The following is a 13307-nucleotide window of genomic DNA, read 5'->3' on the forward strand; positions in this document are numbered from 1 at the left end:
GCGAAATGGCCGGAACGCCATCGCACTTGTAAGATAACAGTCATCAGGCAACTGTCAATGGGTGTATGCTACACGAGCAGGTAAAATAATTTTCCCGGCGACGAGATCTGCGTGGTCAAGAAGTGGGGCATCAGACGAGCTAGTAAGATGTTTGATAACATATGCCGACAACATCACCGCTGGTTGGCTACGGATCCCGCCGCAAGGGGCATGAGGGCTGCGCGCAACCTGCCGGAGAATCAACCGTGATGAGCCAATCAGTTTCAGGAGCAACCCTTCTATGAATGCGTCGTTAGGCACGCGTCGCGCCAATCTGGCGGAAATCGTGATCCAGGAGCTTTCCAGCCGGATCGACACTGGCACCTACGGCCCGGGCGACAAGCTGCCGTCCGAACAAGCGCTGTGCAAAGAGTTCAACGTCAGCCGCCCGGTCATCCGCGAAGCGGTGGCCTCGCTGCGCCTGGGCGGGCGCCTGGTTGCCCGTCAAGGTGTGGGCGTATTCGTGGTCGAGCAGGATGTGAAACGCATCGGCTTTGCCATCGACAGCGTGGTCGATGACGTACGCGCTGCGGCGCAGATCCTTGAATTGCGCCTGGGGATCGAGGCGGAATCGGTGGCCCGCGCCGCCGAGCGCCGCAGCCCGGCCAGCATGGCGGCGATCACCGAGGCGTTCGACCGCTTCAACTCGCTGGACGGTGCCACGCAGGAAGAGGAAGCCAAGGCCGACTTCGAATTCCACCTGGCGATTGCACGGGCCACCAACAACCCGCATTTCACGCAATTGCTGGAAGCGCTGGGGCCGGACATCATCCTTGACCTGAACCTCAAACATGGCCAAGTAACCGGCAAGAACCGCCAGGCACACATCAAGAAAATTGCCCGCGAGCACGGGGCAATCCTGTCAGCGATCAGCATGGGCGATGTGGCCAGCGCACGTACGGCGCTGCGCAAGCACCTGGAAGAAAGCCTGTCGCGCTACCAGCGGCTGCTCGACAGCAAGGCCTGATCGTAACCCTGTATCGGCCTCTTCGCGGGTAAACCCGCTCCCACAGTGACCGCACGGCCTTCAAATCATGCGCCGTACCTGTGGGAAATTTCCACAGGTGCCATGCAGATCTTGAGAGCTGTGCAGTACCTGTGGGAGCGGGTTTGCCCGCAAAGAGGCCGGTACAGGCAACCTCAGAGCCTCAGGAATGCCTTAAAGCCCAAGGCACACATACTTGAGTTCCAGGTAATCCTCGATCCCGTAGCGTGACCCCTCCCTGCCCAACCCCGAGGCCTTCACCCCGCCAAACGGCGCCACTTCAGTCGCCACCACGCCGACGTTGACCCCGACCATGCCGTACTCCAGCGCTTCCGTCACCCGCCAGATGCGCCCGACATCCCGGGCATACAGGTAGCAGGCCAGGCCGAACTCGGTGTCGTTGGCCTGGGCAATCACTTCCTCCTCACTGCCGAAGCGGAAGATCGGCGCCACCGGCCCGAAAATTTCCTCGCGCGCCACGCGCATGTCCGGCGTCACATCCGCCAGCAAGGTCGGCTCGAAGAAGGCCTCGCCCATGGCGTGCCGACGCCCTCCCGCCACCACCCGCGCACCGGCCTCCACAGCTTCGCCGACCAGCCGTTCGACACCATTGGCCGCACGCCCGTCGATCATCGGGCCGACCTGTGTACCTGGTGCATCGCCCTGCCCGACGACCAGCTCACCCACGCGCTCGGCAAAGCGCGCCACGAAGCGCTCGTAGATGCCGTCCTGGATATAGAAGCGGTTGGCGCACACGCAGGTCTGCCCGCTGTTGCGGAACTTGGCGATCAGCGCGCCTTCCACCGCTTTTTCCAGGTCGGCATCGTCGAACACGATGAACGGAGCGTTGCCGCCCAGCTCCATGGTCACCTTCTTCACCGTTGCCGCCGACTGCCGCAGCAACTGGATGCCGATGGGGGTCGAGCCGGTGAACGACAACTTGCGCACCACCGGGCTGGCCGTCAGCTCGCCGCCAATGGCCGCCGAATCGCCGGTCACCACGCTAAGCACACCCACCGGGATACCGGCACGCTCGGCCAGCACGCACAGTGCCAGCGCGCTGAACGGGGTTTGCGAAGCGGGCTTGAGCACCAACGTGCAGCCCGCCGCCAAAGCCGGCGCCGCCTTGCGGGTGATCATCGCCGCCGGGAAGTTCCAAGGTGTAATCGCCGCACACACACCAATCGGTTCCTTGGTCACGATCAAGCGCCGATCAGCGTTCGGCGAAGGAATCACATCGCCATAGATGCGTTTGCCTTCCTCGGCATAGAACTCCACATAAGCGGCGGCAAAGGCAATCTCGCCACGGGATTCGGCCAGGGGCTTGCCCTGCTCGGCGGTCATGATGCGCGCCAGGTCTTCCTGATGAGCGAGGATTTCGCGGAACCAGGCCTGCAGCCGGGCGGCACGCTCCTTGGCAGTCAGCGCCCGCCACGCTGGCAAGGCGCACTCGGCAGCCGCGATGGCACGGCGGGTTTCTTCTGCCCCCATCCGCGGCACGTGGCCCAGCACTTGGCCGGTGGCCGGGTTGGTCACGGCAATGCGCTGGCCGCTGTCAGCCGCCAGCCATTTTCCATCGATATAGCAAACTTCACGCAGCAGATCACGATCGGCAAGTTTCATGTCGATTGGCTCGTTCGGATAATGAAAAAAGGTGGGGCCGGACCGCGCCCCACCCGAGGTGAATCAGCGCTTGGCTTGCAGGGCCTTGTCGCGAATCTGGCTGAGGGTCATGCGCGGGGTCAGGGCTTCGGGGTCGACCTGCACTTCGATCAGCGCCGGCTTGCCGGATACTTGGCAACGCTCGAAAGCGGCAGCGAAGTCCTCGGTACGGGTAACGGTTTCACCGTGCAGCCCATAGGCGCGCGCCAGGGCGGCAAAGTCCGGGTTGTGCAGTTCGGTGCCGGACACCCGCCCAGGATAGGTGCGCTCCTGGTGCATGCGGATGGTGCCGTACATGCCGTTGTTGACCACCACGGTGATCACCCGTGCGTCGTAGTGCGCCGCAGTGGCCAGTTCCTGGCCATTCATCAGGAAACAACCGTCACCGGCAAACGCCACCACCGTGCGCTGCGGGTAGGTCAGCTTGGCCGCCACTGCCGCCGGCACGCCGTAGCCCATCGAGCCGTTGGTAGGCCCGAGCAGCGTGCGGAATACACGGTGCTGGTAGCCACGGTGCACCCAGCCGGTGTAGTTGCCGGCACCACAGGTGAGGATGCTGTCGGCCGGCAGGGTCTTGTTCAGCCAGGCGATCACTTCGCTCATCTGCACATCACCCGGCGAGCGCGGTGTTTCGAAGTTGCCGCGGTAGCCGCTGTTCAGGCTGGCGACCCAGTCGGCGAATTCCGCCGGACGCACCGCCTGCAAGGCAGCGGCCTGGGCCAGGAAGCTGCCGGGGCCGGCATTGATGCCCAGGGTCGGCTGGTAAACGCGGCCGATCTCCTCGGCGCTGGCATGTACATGCACCAGCGCCTGCTTTGGCGTTGGAATGTCGACCAGCGCATATCCGCCCGTGGTCATCTCACCCAGGCGGGCACCCACCACAATCAACAGGTCAGACTGCTTTACCGCATCGACCAACACCGGGCCGGCAGCCAGGCCCAGGTCACCGGCATAGTGCGGGTCGGTGTTGTCGAACAGGTCCTGGCAGCGGAACGACGCCGCCAGTGGCACGTTCTGCGCCTGCACGAAGCGCTTCAGGTCGGCCACCGCCTGGTCATTCCAGCCACCGCCACCGGCAATCACCAGTGGCCGCTGGGCCTTGGCCAGCAGCGCCTGCAACTCGCCCAGTGCCTGGGGCGCCGGAGCAGCCTCGACACGCTGGGCCGGGCGCGCATCGGCGACCTGCACCAGGTCGGTGAGCATGTCTTCTGGCAGCGCGATTACCACCGGACCAGGGCGGCCACTGATGGCGCGCTGGAAAGCCTGGTTGACCAGTTCGGGAATGCGCGCGGCATCGTCGATCTGCACCACCCACTTGGCCATCTGGCCGAACATGCGCCGGTAGTCCACTTCCTGGAAGGCTTCGCGTTCGATCTGGTCACGTGCCACCTGGCCGATGAACAGCAGCATCGGCGTGGAGTCCTGGAACGCGGTGTGCACGCCCACCGAGGCGTTGGTGGCACCTGGGCCGCGGGTGACGAAGCAGATGCCTGGCTGGCCTGTCAGCTTGCCGTAGGCCTCGGCCATGTAGGCAGCACCGCCCTCCTGGCGGCAGACGATCAGGTCGATCTCATCCTGCACATCGTGTAGCGCATCGAGCACTGCCAGGTAGCTTTCACCTGGCACGCAGAACGCACGCTCGACACCATTCACCCGCAGGGCATCGACCAGTACCTGGCCGCCACTGCGCTTCACTTCGGAGTTGCTCATTGTTGTTCTCCCTCATGCGCTGCGGTCAGATGACCGAATCTTCCAGGAACGGCTTGTTGTCGATCACCCGCTGGTAACTCAGCGCGCTCAGGTCGAGCGAGCGGTAGCCGCCATAGGTGATCAATTCGGACAGCCCCCGACCAATGGCCGGTGCCTGCTGCAGCCCATGCCCGCTGAAGCCATTGCAGAACAGGAAGTTGTTCACCTCGTTATGCGGGCCAACGATGGCGTTGTGGTCCAGCACGCAGAAGTCGTAGTGCCCGGCCCAGAAGTTGACCACCTTGATGCCTTCGAACGCCGGCACCCGCTCAGCGAGGATCGGCCACACCTCTTCGTCGAACTCTTCGTGCAGCACATCGAAATCTTCGAAGTCCACTTCCGGGTCGTTTTTCGGGTAGGTACCGCCCAGGTAGAACTTGCCTTCGGGGCGGAAGAACACCCCGGTCGGGTCGATGGTCAGGGGCACGGTGCCTTCCAGCGGGGTACGGCAATCGAACACGAACAGCGAGCGGCGGCGCGGCTCGACCGGGATATCCAGGCCGGCCATGCGCGCCACCTTGGTACCGCGGGTACCGGCACAGTTGACCAGCAGGCCGCAGCCGATGCGCTCTCCGCTGGCCAGTTGCACGCCGGTAATCCGGTCGCCTTCACGCTGGACACTCACCACTTCGTTCTCGATGTACTCGATGCCCATCGAGCGCGCCTTGCGGCGGAAGCCGTTGAGCATGCCCAGGCTGTCGAACCAGCCTTCACCGCTACGCCCGTAGCTGGCACCGGCGAGGCTGTCGATGTTCACCCAAGGGAATGTGCGCTGCAGCTGCTCGGGGTCGAGCAAGTGCACGTCAGCGCCGTGGGATACCTGGGTATCGTGCAGGCGGCGCAGCACTTCGTAGCCTTTGTCATCACCCAGAAACAGGTAGCCGTTCTCGTGGAAGGCCAGGTCCGGGCGATCGCCATCTACCTCCATCACTTCGGGGAAGCTGCGCACGAACTCGGCACCGAATCTGGAAATTTCGATGTTGATCGGGTTGGAGAACTGCTGGCGGATCGAGCTGCTCGACAGCGCGGTGGCCGACTTGTTGTAGGTCCAGTCGCGCTCGATGACCAGTACCGAACCGTTGAAGTCCGGGTTGTTGGCCAGGAAGTAGGCGGTGGCGCTGCCGTTGACCGCGCCACCGACGATCACCACATCGTAATTCTGTTGTTTAGCGGTGGAAGCCATGGAATTAGCTCTCTTCTGATGTTGCGATATACAAGATTCACACTCGCCACGCGGGCTTCTTTTACCCGCACCGGCCTCTTCGCGGGTAAACCCGCTCCCACAATGGGCCGCGCTGTCCCTGTGGCAGACGAGGCGATTATTTCGGGTCTTCGAAGTGCCCGGCGCCGGCGAAGTTGCCGCCGTGGTAGCGCGCGGCCGGTTCGTTCGGATCCAGTGGCGGGTGCTCGGCCAGCACCTTGTCACGGTAGTCGTCGGCGCTGTCCTTGGGCACGTAACCGATGGACGAAGCCAGGCGGTTGTCCCACAGGCTTTCGCGGTTGGCCGACATGCCGTAGACGATCATGTGCCCGACCCGCGGCGCCAGCAGCGAGCGCTCGGTGAGCTGGGCGAAGTCGTCGAACGACAGCCAGGTAGCGAGCATCCGCCGGTCCAGTGGCTCAGGGAACGACGAGCCGATGCGCAGGTTGACCGACTCGATGGCGAACTTGTCCCAGTAATAGCGGCCCAGGTCCTCGGCGAAGCACTTGCTGACGCCATACAGGCTGTCGGGGCGGTGCGCGGCGGTTGCGTCGATGGTTTCGGTGCGGTCGTAGAAACCGATGGCGTGGTTGGAGCTGGTGTACACCACACGCTTGACGCCATTGCGCCGTGCCGCTTCGTAGATGTTGTAGGTGCCAACGATGTTACCGTTGAGGATCTTGTCGAAGGTGTCCTCCACGGGTACGCCACCCGCATGCACGATGGCGTCGACGCCTTCAGTCAGCGGCAGCACATCGTTGAAATTGGCCAGGTCGCAACGCACCAGCTGTTCATGCGGCGCAGCGTGGCCCATCTCGGCGATGTCGGTCAGGCGCAGCTCGTCGGCGAAAGCGGCCAGGTGCTTGCGCAGCACGCTGCCAAGGCGTCCGGCGGCGCCGGTGATCAGCAGTCGTTTGAAAGGCTTGCTCATGTCTTACCTCGAATGCTTGGTGGGGTCAGGACAGCGCCGCGAACGCATCGCGCAACTGCCCCAGGGCTTGTTCCAGTTCCTGCCGCGACGTGGCGAACGACAGACGAATGTAGGGCTCAAGGCCAAACGCCGAACCCGGGACGGTCGCGACCTTGCCAACGCGCAGCAGGTAGGCCGAAAGGTCGGCATCGTTACAAATGACCTGGCCATCGGGGGTGCGCTTGCCAATGAAGGCACTGACGTCAGGGAAGGCATAAAACGCGCCCTGTGGCATCTGCAATTGCAGGCCCGGGATCTGCGCCAACCCCTGTACCACCAGCGCGCCACGCGCCTGGTACTCGCGGTTGGCTTCGCGCACGAAGTTCTGCGGCCCGTTCAGCGCCGCTACGGCCGCCAGCTGCGAAATGCTCGACGGGCAGGTGGTGGTCTGCGATTGGGTCTTGTTCATCGCCACCACCAGGTCTTTTGGCCCGGCGGCGTAGCCAAGCCGGTAGCCGGTCATGGCATAGGCCTTGGACACACCGTTGATCAGCAAGGTGCGCTCACGCAACTGCGGGCAAGCCGTGACGAAGGACACGAACGGCTGATCGCCCAGCACGATGTGCTCGTAGATCTCGTCAGAGATGATCAGCACGTTCGGGTGCCGCTCCAGCACCTTGCCCAACGCAGCAAACTCTTCTTGGGTGAAAATCGCACCGCTCGGGTTGTTCGGCGAGTTGAGCATCACCCAACGGGTGCGTGGGGTGATGGCAGCTTCCAGCTGTTCGGGCTTGAGCTTGAAGCCCTGCTGCGCGCTGCACGGGATGACCTTTGGCACGCCACCATTGAGCAGGGCCATGTCGGTATAAGACACCCAGTACGGCGCCGGGGTGATTACCTCGTCACCCGACTCGAGCGTAGCGAGGAAGGCATTGAACAACAGTTGCTTGGCACCATTGCCCACGCAGATTTCGTCCAGGCCATAGACCAGATCGTTTTCCCGGGCAAACTTGTCGACGATGGCCTGGCGCAACACTTCAAGGCCATTGGGCCCGGTGTAGTGGTTGTTGCCCGCGCGCATTGCCTGGTACGCGGCCTCGATAACGTGAGCCGGCACGTTGTAGTCTGGCTCGCCAAGGGCCAGGTTGATGACCGGTTCGCCCTGGGCCAGCATCTGCTTGGCCAGTACCGACACCGCCATGCTTGGCGAGCTTTTTACCGCACGCACGCGGCTGCTTTGCACGTCCATTTTCTAGCGCTCCTGGGCGGCGTCGAAGCCGTAGTCGTTGCGTGCCTGTTCGGCGCTGATGTAGCCCGCACGCACATCGCGTTCAACCTGTCTGGGGTCGCGCTGGCGCGGGTCACCGTAGCCACCACCACCGGGCAGGCGCAGCACCAGGCGACGCTCGGCAGGCACGAACTGCTGGCCCTTGCCGCGCAGCAGGCTGCCATCGTCCAGGCCGACAAAACCTTCGGCGCCCGCTTTGCCACCCTCCAGGCCGCGTGCCGCGTACTGGATACGGTCGAACATGGCACTGAAGCGGAAGCTGTAACCCTCGGCCGCCGACACTTCGATCTCCTGGCCCAGGCCGCCGCGCAACTGGCCGGCGCCACCAGAGCCTTCACGCAGCTCCTTGCGCCACACCACCACCGGGCCAGCATGCTCGGTGGCTTCCACCGGCATGGTGTGCACGCCGCTGGGGAACGCCGTGGCACTGAGGCCATCCATGGCCGAACGGGCACCCATGCCGCCACTGTTGAACATCAGCATCTCGGCATTCCGGCCTGTCGGGTTGCTTTCCAGCGGGCGCACGCTCAGGTGCAGGTTCCACAAGGCACTGGCGCCCTCGGCCGGCACTTTGCCGGGCAGGCACTTGTGCAGTGCGCCAAGCACCAGGTCGGGCACGAAATGGCCCAGCACATGGCGCACCGACACCGGCGCCGGGTGCTTGGCGTTGAGGATGCAGCCTTCCGGCGCAGTGACCTCGAACGGCGCCAACGATGCAGTGTTGTTCGGGATTTCCGGCGCGACGATGCATTTGAGGCCATAGCAAGCATAGGCCTTGGCGTAGCCCAGCGGCACGTTGATGCCGAACTGGCTCATGCCCGAAGTGCCGGTGAAATCGCTCTTGATGCCGTCGGAGCCAACAGTGAGGGTCACCACCAGGGTCACCGGCACGTCGTAGCCATCCAGGGTCATGCTGTTGGTGTAGGTACCGTGGGGCAACGACTTGAAGCATTCAAGGGTAGCGCGGCGGCTGTGCTCCAGGATGAAGCCACCGATGTGTTCCAGGTCGTCCAGCTTGAACTCTTCGAGCATGTCCAGCAGGCGTTTGTGACCGGTCTCGTTGCACGCCGACAGCGCATAGAAGTCGCCCACTACGCGGTCGTTCTCGCGCACGTTGTTGCGCAGGATGTTGATCAGGTCGCGGTTGACCTTGCCGCGCTCGAACAGCTTCATGATCGGGATGAAAAGCCCTTCCTCGTACACCTCGCGGGCATCGGGGCCAAAACCGCGGCCACCGATGTCCACCACGTGGGCGGTACTGGCGAAGTAGCCGATCAGCCTGCCTTTGTAGAACGACGGCGAAACGATGGTGATGTCGTGCAGGTGGCCGGTACCCTTCCACGGGTCGTTGGTCACGTACACATCGCCTTCGAAGATGTTGTCTTCGCCGATGTCGTTGATGAAGTGCACCACCGCCTCGGCCATGGTATTGACGTGGCCCGGGGTACCGGTGACTGCCTGGGCCAGCATGTTGCCGGCACGGTCGAACACCCCCGCAGACAGGTCGCCGGCTTCACGTACGCTGGTGGAAAACGCGGTGCGGATCAGGGTCAGCGCCTGCTCTTCGACCACCGAGACCAGGCGGTTCCACATCACCTGCATTTGAATGTCGATCAAAGTATCGCTCATGGTTCTGGCTTCCGAATCAGGCGTTAGCGGCGCACGACCAGCAGGCAGCCGTCTGGCTGGACCGTGGCGGTGAAGTTGGAGGTGACGAAGGTCGAAGTTTCGCGCTCGACGATGATCGCCGGGCCGTCCACACGGGCACCGACCTGCAGCTCTTCGCGTGGGTAGATGCCGGCTTCGACGAAACCGCCAGCGGCCACGTCGAACACCTGGCGCCGCGTGACTTCGTGGGCGCGGTAGGCAGCGCCCACTTCTTCGATGCGTGCCACCGGCGGCAGCGGCGAACTGGCCCGGACCGACCAGCTGACGATCTCGATGTCCGGTCCTTCGATGGGGCGGCCGAAGAAGCGGGTGTAGGCTTCTTCGAAGCGCGCCTTGAACTCTACCGTGTCGGCAGCGCTGAAGGCTTTGAAAGGCAGCGCGACGGGGATTTCCCAGCCCTGGCCGACATAGCGCATGAATGCGGTGCAGTCCATTTCCGGCTCGCCTTGCGGCATGCCCTGGCGCAGGAAGCCCAGCGACTCGGCTTTCATCTCGTCGATCAGGCCGTTGACTTGCGCGGCCTCGAACTCGGACAGGCGCACGAAGGCGCTGCGTACGGCCTCATAGCCGAACGGCGCACGCAGGAAGCCAATGGCCGAGCCCACCCCGGCACCGGCCGGGACGATGAAACGCGCCACGCCCATTTTTTCGCACAGCCGCGCAGCGTGTAGCGGGCCTCCACCACCAAAGGTGATCATGGTGTAGTCGGCGATGTCTTTGCCGCTTTCCACCGCGTGCACACGGCCGGCGTTGGCCATATTCTCGTCGACCACTTCGCACACGCCGAACGCTGCTGTGTCGGCCTGCATGCCCAGCGGCTGGCCGATCTCCCGGGCCATGGCGTTGGCGGCGTTGTCTCGGGACAGGCGTAGCGCGCCACCGGCGAAGTTGTCGGCATCCAGGCGACCAAGCAGCAGATTGGCGTCGGTGATGGTCGGCTCCAGGCCGCCACGGCCATAGCAGGCCGGGCCAGGCTCGGACGCCGCGCTGTGCGGGCCCACGCGAATTTGGCGCATGCTGTCGATGCTGGCGATGGAACCACCACCCGCGCCGATCTCGACCATTTCCACCACCGGGATGGAAATCGGCATGCCGCTGCCCTTCTTGAAGCGGTAGGTACGTGCAACTTCGAAGGTTTTCGCGGTTTTCGGCACCTGGTCTTCGATCAGGCAGATTTTTGCCGTGGTGCCGCCCATGTCGAACGACAGCACGTTCTCCAGCTGGTAACGGCGGGCGATGTCGGCAGCAAAGATGGCACCACCGGCCGGGCCGGACTCCACCAGGCGCACCGGAAACTCTGCTGCGCTCTGCACCGAGATGATGCCGCCGCCGGAGTGAATCATGAACACCGGGCAATCGGCGCCCTCTTGCTTGAGGGTAACCACCAGGCGGTCCAGGTAGGATTTGATCAGCGGCTTGACGTAGGCATTGGCGCACACGGTATTGAAGCGCTCGAACTCGCGCATCTGCGGCGAGACTTCACTGGAGATGGAAATCGACAGCTGCGGCAGGCGCGCCTGCAGGGCATCGCGCAGCTGGCGCTCGTGGGCGCCGTTGACGTAGCTGTGAATGAAGCCGATGGCGACGCTCTGGTAGTTGCCTTCGGCGATGCGCTCGACCAGGGCATCGATTTCGGCCTGCGCAGGGGCAATCAGCACTTGGCCTTTGACATTCAGGCGTTCACGCAGGGTGTAGCGGTGTTCGCGGTCGATCAGCGGCGGCGGCAGGACGATGTTGATGTCGTACTGCTCGAAGCGGTTCTCGGTGCGCATTTCCAAGGTGTCGCGGAAGCCTTCGGTGGTGATGAAGGCTGTGCGTGCGCCACGGCGCTCGATCAGGGCGTTGGTGGCCAGGGTGGTACCGTGGATCAACTGATCAATGTCCGACAGCGCCAGGCCTGCCTGCTCCACCACCTGGCGCACGCCAGTGAGGATGGCCCGTTCGGGCAGCTCATAGTCGGTCAGGATCTTGGTCGAATGCAGCACGCCGTTCACGTCCAGCGCGATATCGGTGAAGGTCCCGCCTATGTCCACGCCGACCCGGCATGATGTCGCAGTCATCGTCATATCCCCTGCAGTGCTTTGTAGTTGTCTCGACCGGCTGAAACGGTCTTCATGTAAGTTATATGTTGTCTTACAGGTGGTCAAGCACCTATTTTCCCAAATCTCGCCTTCCTATGCCGGCTTCTGCCGGAGCGGTTCAGCGAGGCGCCAAACCGCCGCGAAGAGGCTGGCACAGGCAACACAACTGCTAGATCAACCCGCAGTCTTGACCATCCGCCCGCCACCCACCGCCTGCGCCGTGGGGAACACTTCCAGCCGCGACACATCCACCTGCCGGGGCATCTTCAGCGCCGCCAGCAGCAGCTGTGCGATGTCTTCCGGCTGGATCGACTCGTAGCCGTCATACAGCTCGCTACCCGCTGCCTGCATGCCCATCGCTGCCTTGTACAGCTGGGTCTGCACCCTGCCCGGGGCAATTTCGGTCACCCGCACCCCGCTGCCCAGCAGATCACAGCGCAAGGCATCGCAGAACAGGCTGACGCCGGCCTTGGACGCCCCGTACACCGCCGCACCAGGGTGCGGCGCGCGGCCGGCACTGGAGCCGATGAAAAACAGATGCCCCCTGCCCCGCCCGACCATGCCCGGCAACACCTGGCGCGCCAGGTGCAGCGGCGCCTTGAGGTTGATGTCGAGCATATTGTCGATTTCGGCTTCGTCGATGTCCTGGAACGCCGCACGGGTAGACAGAATGCCCGCGTTGTTGACCAGCACATCCACCGCCTGCCCTTCCAGCGCGGCAGCCAGCGACCGGTAGTCGCGCACATCCGCCTGCAAGGTGGTCACACCTGGCTCGCCAGCAAGCTCCGCCAGCGCCTGCGGGCTGCGCCCCACGGCAATCACCTGCAGGCCGGCGTCACGCAGCGCCAGCACGATGGCCTTGCCGATACCGCTGGTAGCCCCGGTCACCAGCGCGCGCTGGTAGCCCTCGGGGAATGCGACTTCAGGCATAGATGTAACCCCCGCTGACAATCACGTTTTCACCCGTGGCATAGCTGTTGCGGCTACTGCCCATCATCACGATCCACTCGGCGATTTCTGCCGGCTCCGCCGCGCGGCCCAGCGGGTTGGCGGCGGCCAGTTCGCCAAGGAAGCCCAACTGCTTGGCGCGCTCGGTGGCAAAACCGGCCGGCGCCACCGAGTTGACCAGGATCTGGTCCTTGGCACAGGCCTGGGCGAACGACTTGGTCAGGCTTACCACCGCAGCCTTGGTCGCCGCATAGTGGGCGTTTTGCGGGTGGGCCTTGAAGGCATCCACCGAGGTGACGTTGACGATGCGCCCGGTCACCGCCGGGGCTGCCACGTACTGCTGCATGTGGCGCACCGCCGCGACCATCATGTGGTAGGTGCCCTTGATGTTCACGGCGTTTTCCAGGTCCCACTCTTCGTCGGTGATCTCGAAGATGTCCTGGCGCGGGTAGATGGCCGCGCTGTTGACCAGGCAATGCACCCGTCCCAGGCCTTCAACGATCTGTGCGAAGGCTGCGTGGGCGGTGTCCTTGCGGGCAATGTCACCGACTGCGATTGCCACCTCCACACCCTGCCCGCGCAGCTCTTCTGCAGCTTGTACCAACAATTGCTCGTTGCGGTCGATCAGGCCGATTTTGCCAGCGCCACGCTTGACCATCAGCCGGGCTGTTTCCAGGCCCAGACCCGAGGCACCACCTACGATCACCACCGTTTGATTATCCACAAAACACCTCCGCGATTGAGTCTTTACGTAAGATGCCTGTTGTCTTACATTT

10 protein-coding genes are annotated in these 13307 nt (G+C 63.7%); 1 reads left to right on the plus strand and 9 read right to left on the minus strand.

Annotated features, from left to right (window positions below; genetic code table 11):
* Positions 1–280 precede the first annotated feature (280 nt).
* A complete protein-coding gene (locus ACK1VC_RS16255; protein ID WP_016487592.1) occupies positions 281–1006 on the plus strand; it encodes a FadR/GntR family transcriptional regulator in 726 nt (241 codons plus the stop codon).
* A 192-nt stretch (positions 1007–1198) separates the two neighbouring features.
* On the opposite strand, the gene ACK1VC_RS16260 is transcribed toward ACK1VC_RS16255, so the two are convergent.
* The 9 genes from ACK1VC_RS16260 to ACK1VC_RS16300 all read right to left on the minus strand — a co-directional run bounded on the left by ACK1VC_RS16260 (position 1199) and on the right by ACK1VC_RS16300 (position 13255).
* Positions 1199–2647, minus strand: coding sequence for an NAD-dependent succinate-semialdehyde dehydrogenase (locus ACK1VC_RS16260; protein WP_016487593.1), 1449 nt, complete (start codon positions 2645–2647; stop codon positions 1199–1201).
* A 63-nt stretch (positions 2648–2710) separates the two neighbouring features.
* Complete coding sequence (locus tag ACK1VC_RS16265; RefSeq protein WP_016487594.1) at positions 2711–4396, minus strand: thiamine pyrophosphate-binding protein; 1686 nt, start codon at positions 4394–4396, stop codon at positions 2711–2713.
* Between the two features lie 25 nt (positions 4397–4421).
* Complete coding sequence (locus ACK1VC_RS16270; RefSeq protein ID WP_016487595.1) at positions 4422–5618, minus strand: NAD(P)/FAD-dependent oxidoreductase; 1197 nt, start codon at positions 5616–5618, stop codon at positions 4422–4424.
* A gap of 136 nt (positions 5619–5754) precedes the next feature.
* A complete protein-coding gene (locus ACK1VC_RS16275; RefSeq protein ID WP_016487596.1) occupies positions 5755–6567 on the minus strand; it encodes an NAD-dependent epimerase/dehydratase family protein in 813 nt (270 codons plus the stop codon).
* A 25-nt stretch (positions 6568–6592) separates the two neighbouring features.
* Positions 6593–7795, minus strand: a complete 1203-nt coding sequence (locus tag ACK1VC_RS16280) for a pyridoxal phosphate-dependent aminotransferase (RefSeq protein WP_016487597.1) — start codon at positions 7793–7795, stop codon at positions 6593–6595.
* Positions 7796–7798: 3 nt separating this feature from the next.
* Positions 7799–9463, minus strand: coding sequence for a hydantoinase B/oxoprolinase family protein (locus tag ACK1VC_RS16285; protein WP_016487598.1), 1665 nt, complete (start codon positions 9461–9463; stop codon positions 7799–7801).
* Positions 9464–9486: 23 nt separating this feature from the next.
* Positions 9487–11562: a hydantoinase/oxoprolinase family protein gene (locus ACK1VC_RS16290; protein ID WP_095115473.1), complete on the minus strand. Its 2076-nt coding sequence runs from the start codon at positions 11560–11562 to the stop codon at positions 9487–9489.
* Between the two features lie 195 nt (positions 11563–11757).
* Complete coding sequence (locus ACK1VC_RS16295; protein WP_016487599.1) at positions 11758–12513, minus strand: SDR family oxidoreductase; 756 nt, start codon at positions 12511–12513, stop codon at positions 11758–11760.
* Complete coding sequence (locus ACK1VC_RS16300) at positions 12506–13255, minus strand: SDR family NAD(P)-dependent oxidoreductase (RefSeq protein WP_016487600.1); 750 nt, start codon at positions 13253–13255, stop codon at positions 12506–12508. Before ACK1VC_RS16300 ends, ACK1VC_RS16295 begins: the two co-directional genes overlap by 8 nt.
* Positions 13256–13307: the final 52 nt, after the last annotated feature.

This window comes from Pseudomonas sp. XP2 (assembly GCF_053557975.1).